The 15,866-nt window shown below is 40.7% G+C and carries 12 protein-coding genes; 5 read left to right on the forward strand and 7 right to left on the reverse strand.

Going from position 1 to position 15,866, the window contains the following annotated elements:
• Positions 1–10 precede the first annotated feature (10 nt).
• The 4 genes from nagA to J8L98_RS14120 all read right to left on the reverse strand — a co-directional run bounded on the left by nagA (position 11) and on the right by J8L98_RS14120 (position 4,494).
• A complete protein-coding gene (gene nagA / locus J8L98_RS14105) occupies positions 11–1,135 on the reverse strand; it encodes an N-acetylglucosamine-6-phosphate deacetylase (RefSeq protein ID WP_210996921.1) in 1,125 nt (374 codons plus the stop codon).
• Entirely contained in the window at positions 1,136–2,047 is a 912-nt protein-coding gene (locus tag J8L98_RS14110; protein WP_192507895.1) for a BadF/BadG/BcrA/BcrD ATPase family protein, read from the reverse strand.
• Between the two features lie 316 nt (positions 2,048–2,363).
• The gene (locus J8L98_RS14115; RefSeq protein ID WP_192507896.1) at positions 2,364–3,206 is read right to left on the reverse strand and encodes an isopenicillin N synthase family oxygenase; all 843 of its coding nucleotides are present in this window, start codon (positions 3,204–3,206) and stop codon (positions 2,364–2,366) included.
• Between the two features lie 163 nt (positions 3,207–3,369).
• Positions 3,370–4,494: a response regulator gene (locus J8L98_RS14120; RefSeq protein ID WP_210996922.1), complete on the reverse strand. Its 1,125-nt coding sequence runs from the start codon at positions 4,492–4,494 to the stop codon at positions 3,370–3,372.
• Positions 4,495–4,637: 143 nt separating this feature from the next.
• Between J8L98_RS14120 and J8L98_RS14125 the strand changes: the two genes are divergently transcribed.
• Positions 4,638–8,600, forward strand: a complete 3,963-nt coding sequence (locus J8L98_RS14125; protein WP_210996923.1) for a response regulator — start codon at positions 4,638–4,640, stop codon at positions 8,598–8,600.
• Here the strand turns inward: J8L98_RS14125 and J8L98_RS14130 are convergent.
• Complete coding sequence (locus J8L98_RS14130) at positions 8,588–9,385, reverse strand: M48 family metallopeptidase (RefSeq protein WP_210996924.1); 798 nt, start codon at positions 9,383–9,385, stop codon at positions 8,588–8,590. The two genes, J8L98_RS14125 and J8L98_RS14130, sit on opposite strands and share 13 nt — an antisense overlap.
• Positions 9,386–9,603: 218 nt before the next feature.
• Between J8L98_RS14130 and J8L98_RS14135 the strand changes: the two genes are divergently transcribed.
• Positions 9,604–10,812: a Bcr/CflA family multidrug efflux MFS transporter gene (locus J8L98_RS14135; protein ID WP_210996925.1), complete on the forward strand. Its 1,209-nt coding sequence runs from the start codon at positions 9,604–9,606 to the stop codon at positions 10,810–10,812.
• A 20-nt stretch (positions 10,813–10,832) separates the two neighbouring features.
• Here the strand turns inward: J8L98_RS14135 and grpE are convergent, their stop codons facing one another.
• A complete protein-coding gene (grpE, locus tag J8L98_RS14140) occupies positions 10,833–11,432 on the reverse strand; it encodes a nucleotide exchange factor GrpE (protein ID WP_210996926.1) in 600 nt (199 codons plus the stop codon).
• Between the two features lie 58 nt (positions 11,433–11,490).
• A complete protein-coding gene (locus J8L98_RS14145) occupies positions 11,491–12,435 on the reverse strand; it encodes an HrcA family transcriptional regulator (RefSeq protein ID WP_210996927.1) in 945 nt (314 codons plus the stop codon).
• An 88-nt stretch (positions 12,436–12,523) separates the two neighbouring features.
• Between J8L98_RS14145 and nadK the strand changes: the two genes are divergently transcribed.
• The 3 genes from nadK to recN all read left to right on the forward strand — a co-directional run bounded on the left by nadK (position 12,524) and on the right by recN (position 15,826).
• Positions 12,524–13,408, forward strand: coding sequence for an NAD(+) kinase (gene nadK / locus J8L98_RS14150; protein WP_192507902.1), 885 nt, complete (start codon positions 12,524–12,526; stop codon positions 13,406–13,408).
• 63 nt (positions 13,409–13,471) lie between these two features.
• Positions 13,472–14,056, forward strand: coding sequence for a hypothetical protein (locus J8L98_RS14155; protein ID WP_210996928.1), 585 nt, complete (start codon positions 13,472–13,474; stop codon positions 14,054–14,056).
• Positions 14,057–14,149: 93 nt separating this feature from the next.
• Entirely contained in the window at positions 14,150–15,826 is a 1,677-nt protein-coding gene (gene recN / locus J8L98_RS14160) for a DNA repair protein RecN (RefSeq protein ID WP_210996929.1), read from the forward strand.
• Positions 15,827–15,866: the final 40 nt, after the last annotated feature.

Here is a 15,866-nt window from a genome sequence, read left to right on the forward strand (position 1 = left end):
TCAGGGAGTGTTAAATCTGGCTTCCTGCAATAAATGTTGCTTTCGCAAATAACTGTTCATCTAGTACAACAAAATCAGCATCTGCACCTTCACGTAAATGTCCTTTACTTTTTAGGTTTAAATACTGCGCAGGATACAATGAAGCCATCCTTAGCGCCTCTGGAAGCGACACGTCTAAAGAATCAACCGTATTACGTACTGCACTTGCCATATCTAATACACTACCAGCGAGTTCTCCAGTCGTAGAGTTTAGCCTATCTCCGGTACGAATTACTTTTCTGCCATCAAAGAAGTCAAACTCCATATCATCGGTACCAACAGGTGGCATTGCATCTGTGACTAGAAGTATCTTGCCTCTTTGTTTGGTACGAAGAGCCAATTTTGCTGATGTGCTATGAACATGATGCCCATCAACAATAAGCCCACACCATGAATTATCATCCCACAAAGCCGCTCCGACGACTCCTGGTTCTCTAGACGTAAAAGGTGACATCGCATTAAATAAATGCGTAAACCCATCAACACCAACTTGCAATGCATTCATCGTCGTCTGAAAATCTGCATTTGAGTGCCCAACGCACACCTTTACACCTAAGCTAATTAATCGCTCTATATCTGCCAATGGTACAGTTTCAGGTGCCAGTGTGACCATTTTCACACCTAAGTCTTGACGAGCATAAATCTCAAACTCTAACTCAGAAATAGGCCTAATAAACTGCTCACTATGCGTTCCCTTTTTCGGATGAGATAAATGAGGGCCTTCAAAGTGAATGCCTAAAACTCCAGCCTGACCATTCTCAATTGCTTCTGCTATTGCTTGAGCAGCCTTGTCCATCACTTCGACTTTATCCGTAATTAAAGTGGGCATTAATGCCGTGGAACCGAACTTACCATGAGCAGCAACCATTCTACCTAAACACGCCGTCGTTTGTGCGGCATTAAAAAATGCACCACCACCACCATTCACTTGGACATCGATGAAGCCAGGTACAACCAAACCATCTAGTTCAATAACATCCTGACTCGATTCATCAACCTGGTAGCTTACTTTATTATGCTCCACTGCAAAAACGACATCTTTAAGAAAACCTTCACCGTCAAAGAGCTTGTTAGCGCGGTACAATTGTCTACCCATTTATTTTACCTCACTTAATTGCTGCTCGACCGAGTGTATAGCAAAATATATTGCCCCCATCTCTGGTGGCTGTTTCGGTAATTCAACTCTATTAGCGATCTCTGGTGCTAGCCATTTATTCAGTGGCTCAGCAAGTCCCCCTATCATCGATAATCGGGGGGGATTATTTTCAAGCAAGCGCCGCGCTAGGTTACTAACGTAATCTGCACCTTGTTTTACAATTGCGAGTGCAACAACATCATCTTGTTCTGCAGCTGTAAATACAAACCGCGCTAACTTCGCATAACTACTCGAAGGTTGACCGGCCATTTGTTCAGCAACGCCCATAGCCGTTGTCGTATTAAAATGCTGAGTTAACATTGAGGATAATAACGTTGTTTCACCTAATTTGTCTAAATCAAGTAATGCTGCTTTGACAGCCTCTAATCCCATCCACGCGCCACTGCCCATATCACCTTGTGCAAAGCCATGACCACCAAAGTTCACTGTTTGACCATTGACAAGTGAAAAACCACAAGACCCCGTCCCTGTTATTATTACAGCGCCATCATCTCCCTCATGAGCACCTATACAAGCTGTATGCAGGTCTGTTGTTAAAAACATTTGCTGGAATGGATGATCCCATTGCATTATTTTGTCATACAAAGCGGGTAAATTTACACCAGCCAGACCTAAACCTGCATTTAACGAGTGAACCTGCTCTACATGTAAGCCTGCATCTTGCAGTGCAAGCTGGGTAGAGACCATAATTGACTCTAGAGTACGTTCAAGACCGTGCAACGGGTTTGCGGGACCTCCTAGCCCAGTGCCTAACACACCATGCTCTAAAGAATAGATAGTAGCGCGGCATTTTGTTCCTCCGCCATCTATACCTATATATAATTGGTCTTGTTGCACCTGTTTAGCCATCATGTTGCGACCTCTATAAAATGGGTTTTTGCTCAATTTTATTTATTTATTTACTGAGCGTTCAGTCATGTTGAATTAATGTTACACATAAAATGACAGCGTTGTCATTATATTTTTTTTAAAAATGCGTCACATTGAAAAATTCTAATATTGCACAGAATGACATTATTGTCAGGGAAAATTTACCTAATTTATTGAAATAAGCCAAAGAAATGCCGTTTAAACTAACTCGGAGTCGACAAGTAGTCTCAATGTTTTAAACCAAAATAACTATAAAAAAACCCAATCAAATTGATTGGGTTTCTAAGCTTAGATAAAATTACTTCACGCCTAATTCTCTTAAGCGCTCTTGTAAATAGCTGTCGGCTGTATAACGTTCTGACAATTTCACTTGAGGGTGAGGGTGTAAAAACAACGGTAAAGAAATACGTGACTTTGATGACCCTTTACCTGTTGGATTTATCACACGATGAATCGTCGATGGAAAATACCCACCCGATGCTTCTTGCAACATATCTCCAATATTAATAATTAATGAACCAAAATCACAAGGCACATCTAACCAGCCACCTTCTTTGGTCTGAACCTGCAAACCCGGTTCATTAGACGCTGGTAACACTGTCAGTAAATTAATGTCACCATGCGCCGCAGCACGAATTGCACCTGGCTCTTCGTCACCTGTCATTGGTGGATAGTGCAAGATTCTAAGTAATGTTTGCTCAGATTGCGCAATCATGTCTTTAAGATCAATTGAAAACTTTGCTCGAACATCTTCTGGGGCTTGCGCCTGTACCCAACTTAACAACTCAGCAGCAAACTCATTCGCTAACCTATAATACTCGCGAATTTCTGCATCTAGTTGTGCAGGTACACGGCCCTTAGGGTACACATGAAAATACTCTTTGATATCCTTTACTGTAAAACCTTTAGCAACTTCCGATACATCCGGTGGGAAATAGCCATCTTGGGTTGCTTTATTAAATAAATAATCGTGTTTTTCTTCAGAATTGAAAAACACCTGCCAGTTTTCATAAATCGACTCAACTAATGACTGCGGAATTGGGTGGTTTTTTAATACACCAAACCCTGTATTGCGTAGAGATTCGACAAATTGAGATGCTGCATCAGGAGCACGATAATCGACTGTTGGTAGTTGTTGCATAATGGTTCCACCCAGATTGTTGCGTAATAAACCGGTCACTCTTGATAATACATTTAAGCGATCAATTTAAATAATCTAACATTGCTCGCGAGGATAGATAAATAAGCCAAATCAGATAAGGACTTTTGTCCTCTTTGCGCTCAGGTAATACAAGTAGTTTGATTTAGCTCAAATTTACAATGGGTAACCGAATAACCCATTGCAGACCACGCTCCGTACTGGCTACGCTATATTCACCTTCTAATGCGCCACTGATAATATTAGCTGCCACAGGCGCACTCAATCCTACATGACCTAAATTGCCACGGCGAGATGTAACAAAAGGCTTGAGTAACTCATCCACAGTTACGTCAATAAGCCCAACACCATTATCGCAGTATTGAATCTCTAACAATTCATGATCCACGGCAAACTTAATCTCTATGGGTCCTTTTTTATCCACAAGGCCATGACAGATTGAGTCTTCTATAATGTTGCTCATCACTAACTGCACCAAATTGGCATCCAAAGACATAGGCATATTTTTGCTTTGAGAAGTCAATTTAAACTCAACGCCCGTATCATCAATACAATACTGTGACACCAATTGATCCATCACTTCCACAAAGTCACACCGGCCAGGCTGTGCTGGCGACTCAGCTTTTGATATCGTTTTTAGTAAATTAACAAACTCAGCAACTCGACCTAAGCTTCTCTCGCACAACTTAATGCTCTCACATGACTGAATCAGTGAGTCACAAAGCATGTTTTGTGATAATGTTTGTTGTTCGAATGCATCTATTAATTCGCGTGTCAAAGCTAACAAATGGGAAACCGCAGTGATCCCCGTCCCTAAAGGCGTATTGATTTCATGGGCGACACCTATAACCATTTTGTTCAATGCATCCGACAGCTGACGTTTAACTTGCAACGCATTAACTTCAAGCAGTTTTATTTGAGTATTTACCCGGGCATTAATTTCAGCAGGTCGAAAAGGCTTACTTATATAGTCGACACCACCAACTTCTAATGCCTCAACAATATTTTCGGTATCTGTATATGCACTGACAAATACAATTGGAATATGTGATGTGGCCTTATTTGACTTCAATATTCGACATAAATCTACCCCACTCATTTTCGGCATTTTAATATCTGTGATAATTAAATCGGGGGTTTGATTGTCAATTAATTGCAACGCCGTATGTCCGCTTGTCGCCGCTCTAATTCTAAAACGTGGACATTTAAGAATAAGCTGCAACACCTGCAGGTTTTCCGCAATATCATCCACTATTAATATATCAAACATACTATTTCCCTAAGTCTAATGAATAGAAGTATAGCCAAATACATTCTGATTGCTCAGTACATGCTATCTTTATCGTTTTCTTGTGAAAAATGTATTGCGGACTATGGTTTAGGTCAGGGCATTTAAAAAGTAAAAGTTATTAAATGAGAGCGAAGTTGTTAGTTAACTTATTGTTTTATTCAATGGGCTTTTTGTTGATACTGTTGCTCAGCACGATGCTGTACTCTTTTCATATATCAAAACAAGAAATTCGTACCCTCAGCGCAATCAATACATTACAAAATTTAACCAGTGAGCTGAAGTTAAGTTCTGATTTACTGACAAGCTATGCGCGCAGTTATTCAGTAACAGGTGAACCTCAATGGCTTATTTTATTCAATCATGTTTTGGCCGTTCGAAATGGTTACTTTGCCCCCCCAAAAGATCCTATTAATTACTGGGATAACTTAGCTAGAAGCTCTGTTAGACACCTCAGTAATTCTTTAGATGAGAAAAGCCACCCTTCCATTATTGAGCGTATGGCCAACACAGGCATTCAACAAGAAGAAATATATAACCTCACCATTGCACTTGAAACATCAGAACAATTAGTGAAACTCGAAGAGCAAGCATTTGCCCTTATTTCGTCTGACACTCACAGCGGGAAAATTGCAGCGCAAAATATTGTGTTTGGCCAACCATATTTAAAAGAAAAAGCAAAAATCATGAATGCAATAGCCCATGCTAGTAATGTAATAGGCATAAGAAAAAGCCTTCACAGAGACGCGTTAACTCAACAAACCAACCTCAATAAAATGCTTTTAATTGCCTGCTTTACACTCATATTCTTAATGTTTTTAATATCTTACATCATGCTCAGAGTTCGCTATTTCCTGCCGTTGAGGCAAATACATAAAGCCATCGCTGAGTCTGGTAACAAAAAAAACTATGCCTTACAACTCCCCCCTAATTTACCCGGTGAATTAGGTACGTTAGCCCGCGAGTTTAATAGTACACTTAACCAGTTAAACCGTAAAATTCATGCTGCAAGCAGCATCGAAAAATACAGCACGTCATTACGGGGAAAGAATCTATTTAATGATGTGGTTAAAGAGTCACTTCAATTTGTTGCATTAGAATATCAAGCGCCAAGTTGTGGTATTTTCACCATTGAAGAAGACCGCTTTCAATTGTTCGACTTTACAGGAGCAAAACCTTGTTTTGACGAAGCATCTCCTTATATAAAAGCAACCGTAAAAACAAGTCAACGCCAACACTTATCCTCAACTGACCAGAACTTTATCATTATGCTCGAAGAGCAGCCGCTACAGTTAGCTGAAATTCATTTATTACCTTTGCTAGTTAGTGATCGCTGTATAGGCATCTTATACATTGGCTGTGTGTTCAAATTAAGTGATGAGCAACTTGATGGACTAGATCAAATTAGTCGTGAGCTTGCTGTCTCGATGGAGATTAGCAGCCATAATTTAAAGCAACAAGAAATTAAAACTGCACTCTCACAACAGCTAGAACTTACCCATCATATCGTTAATGCAATTCCGAATCCCACATACTACCGAGATGAAAATGGGACATTCATGGGCGTTAATAGAGCGTTTTTACAGTTTCTCAATCAATTCGAAGTCGATGTTATCGGATCATCACTTAACGATGTGTTTGATTCTGGAACCGCCAGCTTATTTTATGATCAAGCCCAAACCATATTCCAAAATCAAATAAATGTTGTTTACGAACTCATTACACTAGATGGGCACGACAATGCCGTTGAACTCATCGTCTATGAAGCCCCTTTCTTTGATAGCCAGGGCCAAGTCGCAGGTATTGTGGGTATGTTCCTTGATGTGACGCAAAGAAATGAGCTAGAAAGAGAGCTGCTTGCGTCTAAAGAAGTGGCCGACCGTTCTGCACAAGTCAAAGGGGAGTTTTTAGCGAATATGAGCCATGAGATCCGCACCCCTATGAATGCGATTATAGGGATGGCTCATCTAGCACTAAATACGGATCTAAATCCTAAACAACATAATTACGTGCATAAAATCGATGTGGCTGCAAAACAACTACTCAGACTAATAAATGACATTCTAGATTTCTCAAAAATTGATGCGGGTAAAATTGAAATTGAAAGCACCCCATTTGAACTAGACAAACTTTTAGAGAATGTGACAACCATCATTGCCATTAAAGCACAGGAGAAACGACTGGAATTAATTTTTGATGTACCACAAAATATTCCAAATAACCTGATGGGCGATCCCTTGCGATTAAGCCAGGTTTTAATCAATCTTGCAGGCAATGCCGTTAAATTTACAGACCAAGGCACAGTCACCATCCAAATTCGCCAACTTGAAACAACCGAAAAAATTTCAAAGCTCACTTTTTCTGTTATCGATACAGGCATTGGCATGAACCCCCAACAACAGAAAAAACTCTTTAAGTCATTTTCTCAAGCCGACTCATCAATAACCAGAAAATATGGCGGCACAGGTTTGGGTTTAACCATCTCACAGCAACTGGTCAAACTTATGGGTGGCGAGATCTATGTTGAGAGTTCTAATGGTCAAGGCTCAACTTTCTCTTTCACACTAGAGCTTCCTCTCAATGAAACAATCACGAACAAAGATGTACCCCGCCTCAATGGGCCTAGAAAGATCTTAATTGTTGACGATAACGAACACGCTAAAGAAGTTCTGTTCGGCATGCTCAGTAACATGAATGCGTCTGTATCTTGTGCATCCAATGCCACCGATGCAATTAATATGATCATCAAAGCTAAGCATCCTTATGATGCTATGATTATAGATTGGCAAATGCCGGAGTTAGACGGTCTGACAGCCATTGAAATACTAAACAAACGACAACTGCTCAATCAAACCAAGGTGTTATTAACAACCGCCTATGGTAGAGAACTCGAGCTAAAAGAACACGAAAAGTCAATAATTGATGGGGTGATATTAAAGCCTGTGAGCGCCTCTCATTTATTTGATACACTCGCCGGTTGCTTAGGAACTTATACACACGAGAGCACACAGCAAAACAAAATAGCCAGCCATCCTCATTGCTTAGCAGGTATTACTATACTATTAGCGGAAGATCAGCCTGTGAATCAAGAGATAGCAGTCGAAATTTTATCAAGCTATGGTGCGAACGTTAAAGTGGCAAACGATGGTATTGAGGCTTTAAAACAACTCGAAGAAGATATCTTCCATATTGTTTTAATGGATATGCAAATGCCCAATATGGGCGGTATTCAAGCTTCACAAGAAATTCGTAAATTTAAAAACGAACGTGATCTTCCAATTATCGCGATGACAGCCAATGCAATGCAAGAAGATATTTCCCTATGCCTTGACGCCGGTATGAACGACCATATCGCAAAACCCATCGATGTGCCCACAATGATAAGTAAAATTCAACAATATGCCTCTCCTCTAAAGCCTGACAATACAGTTCAAACACAAATCTCATCATCAGATGAAGCTACATTTGATACCCTCGACGAGGCATCCTCTGAGCGACTTATACATGGGATTAACATTGAAGAAGGCATAGAACGAGCTGCTGGAAATAAACAAATATATTTCAATATCCTCACCACCTTTTTATCACAACAAGTGGAGGAACTTATAAACCTCAAGCAAGCTGTCGCCATTGCCAATTATGATCTCGCCGCAAACATCCTACATGCGATTAAAGGCGCAGCGGCAAACTTGTCAATATACTTCATTACAGACAAAGCAAAATCGCTAGAAAGCCAGTTAAAAACGATGACTGTTAACATAGATGACATTGACGCGATGATAGAGTTTGTTCGCAGAGCACTGGTACTATGCCCTCGAGTAATTGCTCAGCAGCTGCATGATAATACGGGCATAGAGCATGAACCTGACTCAATACAAATTTTAGAAAAGCTTGCTCAAGCATTGCAAGAGTTTGATACCAATGCCTCTGATATTGTTTTGCAATTAACCTGCAATGAGTATTTAAGTTCCGAAGAACTCGATGAACTTAAAACACTCATTGCTCGATTTGAGTTTACACAAGCACAGGTTGCGCTGACAAAAGTACAGAGTAAAATTTCTAAAGGTAGTTCAACTTACATGCACTGAGGTTTTTTACCCAATTGCCATGCCGCTCTTTTTAATTGTGACGCTCCTCCCATTTTCGAGCTTAAGTTATCAATGCGACTCTGTGGAGCTGGGTGCGTTGACATAAACTCTGGTGGACGGTTCCCCGATGATGCGGCTTCCATATTTTCCCATAATGCTACCGACCCTTCAGGTTCAAAGCCCGCCTTTGCCATTAGTTCAAGCCCTATTACGTCCGCTTCACTTTCGTGGGTTCGTCCAAATGGTAGAGCCACACCGTATTGTGCACCCAGTCCTAACCCCTGCATAATTGCATTACGGTATTCAACATTCCCCATTTGCAGCGCGGTACTACTCGCTTGAAGACCAAATTGCAACAAGCTATTCTGAGATACTCGCTCATTTGAATGCTCTGCAATTACATGACCAACTTCATGTCCCATGACTGCAGCTAATTGATGCTGATTTTTTGCCACCTTAAGTAAGCCTGTGTGCACCCCAATTTTACCTCCCGGTAAAGCAAACGCATTTGCACTCGATTCCTTGAATACGACCACTTCCCATTGCTGGTTTGCATAATTACTGGGTAATTCAGCAATAAGATGATTAGCTATACACTTTACATACGCATTTGTTACAGGATCATCTTCTATTGTTTGCTCTTTTTTCATTTGTTCAAAACTCGCCGATCCCATTTCATTCATTTTTTGATCTGAATAAAGTGCTATTTGAGTCCGGCCTGTCGGGGAAGTTTTACATCCAGCAATCACTAAAACAATTCCGACGATCAACAGTATTTGTTTCATATTATTATCCAAGTTATGTCATTTATTGCTCTAGTTTAAAACATCTATGATTTGACTCAAGCGGTAAGCTCATACTTTTTTATGCATTCAAACACCTGAATCGCCAATTTATCTTTAATTGCCAAAAAGTTAAAACCTTAAAACCATTCACCTCATATCAACCTAATTTAGGGAGAATTTGTTATTATTGAAAACCGTGTGATAATAAAGCATAACCAATGACTCTAGACCACCCTCTCGGCCGATTCTTATTACCTTTGCTCGCAAGTATTGTGGCACTCACACCTCTGGCGATTGATTTATATTTACCAGCCATGTTGGTGATTGCATCTGATCTTAACACCGACCTGGAAAACGTTCAGGTTTCTTTAAGCAGTTACTTAGGTGGATATGCGCTTGGGATGATGGTTTTTGGCCCACTTGCAGATAGGTTTTCACGAACTCGTCTTACTCAAATTGGGTTACTCGGTTTTGCAATGACCTCTGCAGCACTTGCAATCACACAGGACATTCAAGTTTTTTGTATATTAAGAATCCTCCAAGCTTTTTTTGGCGCCGCAGCCTCTGTCGTTGTCCCTGGCGTAATTAGACATTATTACAAAGAAAACACTGCCAAGGGCATGTCATATGTGTCTATGATCATGATGGTGGCCCCACTGGTTGCCCCCTCACTCGGTGCTGTGTTGATGCTTGTCTGGCATTGGAGTGCCATATTCTTTGTATTAACAGGGTATGCTATTACCATACTTATCATTACACTCACTGTCAGTATTGATGTCCCTCGGTTTACAAACGATAAAATGACACTTCATTTTTTTACTCGCAACTATCTGACTGTTTTTTCTAATAGATCATCTCGCCACGATATATTAACGTCAATGCTCGTATCATTTGCTTTTTTTTGTTTTTTAACATCTGTCCCATTTATTTATCTAGACTACTATCAAGTATCTGAGCAATTATTTGGAATGCTCTTCGCGCTGAATATAATTGCCTTGATGTTTGGTAACTTTCTCAATACCAGACTCGTTCCCAAGATTGGATCCAGAAAAATGCTCTATATTGGCCTATTAATTGGTTTAGTTTCAGGGATATCTGTATTAGTGCTTAGTATTTACGGTGTATCTGTGTGGGTACTTGCCAGTGCGATTGCACCGCTTATGATGAGCTTAGGGATCACAGCAAGTAATGCTGATGCACTCATCTTAATTGCATTTGAAAAACATACGGGAACGGCAACCGCTGTGATCGGCACACTACGGTTTGGCAGTGGCACATTAGTAGGTCCTCTTCTCGCGCTCATACAGCCACAAAATACCATTCCATTCGCTGCACTGATGTTTTCAGCTGTAATACTCGCTGGGCTATGTCAAATTCAACACCCGCGTTTTTTGCCAGATACAAAAAAGGCCGGAGAACCGGCCTAGTTATATATCTTTTTCAATACTTATTCAGCTTCTTTAGACACCATAACCATTGCCGGGCGTAATAAGCGTCCGTTTAAGGTGTAGCCTTTTTGCATAACGGCAAGTACTGTATTAGGTGAAACATCATTACTTGGCTGAATAGACATCGCTTGATGAAATTCAGGGTTGAACGTTTCACCTTGAGGGTTAACCGTCTCAACACCAAACTTAGCGACTGCATCTGCAAAGCTTTTTAATGTCATATCGATGCCTTCAAGAACGGGCTTCAGCGTTTCATTTTCTTTATCTGAAAACTCAATCGCACGCTCTAAATTGTCGATGACAGGTAATAGCTCATTTGCAAACTTTTCTAAAGCAAACTTGTGTGCCTTCTCAACATCCTGAGCTGCGCGACGACGCATATTCTCAATATCAGCCGCAGCACGGACAACACTATCTTTTTGATCAATCACTTGCTGCTTCGTTGCTTCAAGCTCAGCGTATAGACCCGCTATTTCTTCTTCAGGGCTTAGTTCAGCTTCAACTTCGTTTACTTCAACTTCTTCAACTGAGTCGACGACTTGCTCAACTGGCTCTACAATTTCTTGCTCATGTTCAGTGGCATTATTTTGCTCAGACATGTAAAACTTCTCCGATTCTTTACAATTGTGGCTAATTATGGGGATTGAATTCTTAGATTCAAGTCCCAAAACTCTCAATTTTAGAAAATTCTCCAATGATTGCTTCTATGGGCGCATATACTGGACAAATTATACAAAAGCGACTCTGATACTCACCCTCAGTAAAGTAAGGCAAACTCAAGATTAAGGAGTCTTCAATGTTTAGAGTGTTAAGTTCGTTGGCATAGAGAACTGATATGCCATTTTTGAATGCCAGCCGGTCTTCCACCTCATGTAAAAATGGCACCCCAATATTGAGTTCTCCCTCGAGCTCAAGGCCTTGATATAAATATCGCTCTCCAACGACAATACTATTATCTGTACCCAACTGTTGATTCAGCTCTCGAGTCCATTGCGCTAGTTGATCATGACACTGTGGCGGAGCACAGTTTGCCATTGCCTTCATTCGATAAAGACCTTCGATCAACGTTTGTTGACTAAATACCGTATTCATCCACGCGGCAAATTGGTAACGTAGTGCATCGGTATCATTTTCTGGCTTTCTAATACAAATATTATGAGACTGCCCTGCCTTATCAATCAATAACACAAGCCAAGTCATACTATCAAAGCCTAAAACTTCAACCCTAAATACCAATCGAGAACTCGCTTGCGGCAAGCCTACGCAACAGCACACTTGATACTTTTGACTCAAACCATGGGCAAACTCAACCAACTGCGTTTGTTGTGGCTGCCAATAAGCCCCTACTTTTGTTAGTTCAAAAAATTCCTCAAACCAATATCGAAAACCCGCCTCAGTGGGCACTCGGCCAGCTGACGTGTGAGGTGAATATAATAGCCCTTCTCGCTCAAGCCTTGCCATCACATTTCGAACCGTTGCAGAACATACAACCATGCCTTTTTGCTTGGCTATTTTACTCGATGCAACGGGACTACCTTCGCTATCGCAGTAAAGACTCATAACGGCTGTAAAAATTTGTTGGTCACGTGCTGTTATTTTCATATTATTTTAATGGTGACGTTAATTGTCAGTTTCAAGTAGCAAAGATTTCAGTTAGTCTTGCGCTATAAAGAACAAGGGCTATATAAAGATGACATCACCTTTTAAAACCATAGGTTTAATCGGCAAACCAAGCCATGAAGGCGCCGCGTTGACATTACAACGCTTATATACCTTTTTGCAAGCATTAGGTTACGAGGTTTTAGTAGAATCTCGCGTCGGTGCCCAAATTGACGCCATAAACAACAATTCATTAACAGAACTTGTCGAATTAGGTCGTTTATGTGATTTAGCAATTGTCGTAGGTGGCGATGGTAATATGCTAGGCGCTGCAAGGGTATTAGCACGCTTTGATGTTGCTGTTATTGGCGTAAACCGCGGAAACTTAGGCTTTCTCACCGATTTGAGCCCTGATGGGTTTGAAGCAAGCCTTGAAGCCGTATTGCGAGGCGAGTTTATTGCCGAGTCTCGATTTCTGCTCGAAGTTGAAGTTTACCGTCATGCGGAATTAAAAAGTGCTAATTCTGCGGTTAATGAAGCGGTTTTACATGCCGATAAAGTCGCGCATATGATTGAGTTTGAAGCGTTCATTGACGATGAATTTGTGTTTTCACAACGTTCCGATGGACTGATAGTATCAACACCAACAGGATCTACAGCTTATTCATTATCAGGCGGTGGGCCAATTTTAACACCTGAGCTCAATGCAATGGCGTTGGTGCCTATGTTTCCACATACACTCTCAAGCAGACCTTTAGTCGTGGATGCAGATAAGCAAGTCAGGCTCAAACTAAGTTTATCAAATACTGACAGTTTACAAGTGAGTTGTGACAGTCACGTAGTACTGGCTGTATTGCCCGGTGATGAAGTGGTGATAAAAAAAGCAGATAAAAAATTGCGCTTAATCCACCCGAAATCATATTCCTACTACAATGTTCTTAGACAGAAATTAAATTGGGGTAGTAGGCTTTACTAATGCTATAGAGATGACGCACAATAGCAAATTAGCATTTTTCTAAATTAGGAAATTATAAGAATTATGAGCTACATTGTTTTTTCTACCTTGGTATTACTTATTACCTTATTAGGTGTCTATGTGGTTATTGAAAATAATCGTAAAAAGGCCAGAGACGCTGAGAAAAAAATATTCAATGATCGATTAAAAAATATCACATCTCAATTTAAATCTAGAACTGCAGAGTTTGTTGACGCAAAAGCACTGCGTCCAAAATACTCTCCTAAAATTAACGCTATTGTCGGTAATTTTTTCGTTGTTCAGCCTCATACTGAAGAAAATCTTGATCAACTTGAGCGTGTTGCCGAGCAGTTTGTTATGTCTGTAGTTTTTGAATTAAACAAATGCCGTGAAACAGGCAATATTGACTTGCTCGCCGATCAGTTACAGTATTTTGTTGCAGAACTCCCTACCTCGGGGATTGCCTTTAATAAAGAATTCTATCATGAGATTTTACCTGCATTAATTGTCATGATAAAAACCCCAGACCAAGGCCCTAGTACCCCGCAAAGTGAAGAGCCTACTGACGGCCGAGATGCTGTACAATTAGAGAGTGAACAAGAGACAGAAAAAGACACCACACAAAAGGCTGCGGCTATAGCTCAATAATTTAGGTTAACGACTTAATAAAATCTATTTTCAGGTTGCATTTATTATAAACACTGTATAAATTAACAGTAAATAACTGTTTGGATACACAGTATGTTAACCAATTTGGAAGTCAATGACTTCGCTATCGTAAGTGCCCTCAATATCGAGTGGCACGCTGGTATGACTGCCATCACTGGTGAAACCGGTGCTGGTAAGTCAATTGCAATAGATGCCCTATCGTTATGTCTCGGTGAACGTGCTGATCCTGCCGCGGTTCGTCCAAGTGCCGATAAAGCACAAATAAGTGCTCATTTTGATATTAGCCAGCTTCCTATTGCACAACAGTTTTTATCTGAGCATATGCTTAACAACGACGATGAAGATTGTATTTTACGTCGAGTCATTAGTAAAACTGGCCGCAGTAAAAGCTATATTAATGGCATTTCCGTCACTGCCAGCCAACTTAGAGAGCTTGGTCAGTACCTCATTTCAATTCACGGCCAACATGCCCATCAGTTACTACTTAAACCAGAACACCAACTGCATCTATTGGATTCTTATGCTGGCCACACGCCACTCATTAATGCAGTCAGAACTCAGTACATTCACTTCAATAAATTACAACGTGAGCATAGCGAGCTGCTAAAGCAACAACATGCACAGGCCGCACGTCAGCAATTGCTTGAATATCAAGTGGCCGAGTTGAACGAGTTTGCAATCGCACAGGATGAGTATGAAGCTATCGAAGTCGAACATAGTAAACTCAGTAATAGCCAAACAATTATTGAGACGTGTCAACGAGAGTTACAACACTTATATGAACGAGATGAACAAACAGTATTAAGCCAGTTACAGCAAAGTGTGCAACAATTTGTTGATTTAACTGGTTACGACCAAGCTTTAGAACCTATAGCACAAATGCTTGATGAAGCAGCTGTGCAAGTTGAAGAGGCATGTAGAGAGCTACGTAGCTATAGCGAAAATATCGAACAAGACCCCATGCGCCTGCAAGATGTCGAGTCTCGGCTTTCTCAAGCTATGGACTTATCTCGAAAACATCATATAAAACCTCAGGAACTGTATGAGTTTCATCAGCAGTTGTGCGATGAGTTACAAAGTATCAGCTCAGATTCTGCACGCATTGATGACTTAGAAATAGAGATAGCAGATTCATTACATGCATATCAAGTCGCTGCACGCTCATTAAGCGACAGTCGCTGTAAAGCAGCAGCCAAACTCAATGCTTTAATTTCTCAAAGCATGCATTCGCTATCAATGGACAATGGTCGTTTTTCAATTGAACTACAACAAATGCCACAACAAAAACCTAATAGCTCAGGCTTTGATAACATTGAGTTTTTAGTCTCAACAAACCCAGGGCAACCTTTACAGCCACTTGGCAAAGTGGCGTCTGGTGGCGAGCTTTCTCGGATCAGCTTGGCAATCCAAGTTATTATTGCACAACGAGTGACAACACCGACACTTATTTTTGATGAAGTGGATGTAGGGATCTCTGGGCCCACAGCTTCACAAGTTGGTAAACTACTACGACAACTCGGAGACTCTACTCAGGTGATCTGTGTAACACATTTACCGCAAGTCGCCTGTAGTGGACATCAACAACAGTTTGTCGCAAAAACAGTGAAAAATGGGCAAACGTTTACTTCTATGGAAGCCCTTGAACACTCTAAGCGCATTGCTGAAATCGCGCGGCTTATCGGGGGAAATAAAATAAGTGATACAACAAAAGCCAGTGCTGAAGAGTTACTCCTAGTACAAAGCGCATAGCACCAAACAGTACCAGCCAAGCCAATTTGTGAATACAAAA

It is taken from the genome of Pseudoalteromonas sp. MMG013 (assembly GCF_018100885.1).
Classification (GTDB): domain Bacteria; phylum Pseudomonadota; class Gammaproteobacteria; order Enterobacterales; family Alteromonadaceae; genus Pseudoalteromonas; species Pseudoalteromonas aurantia.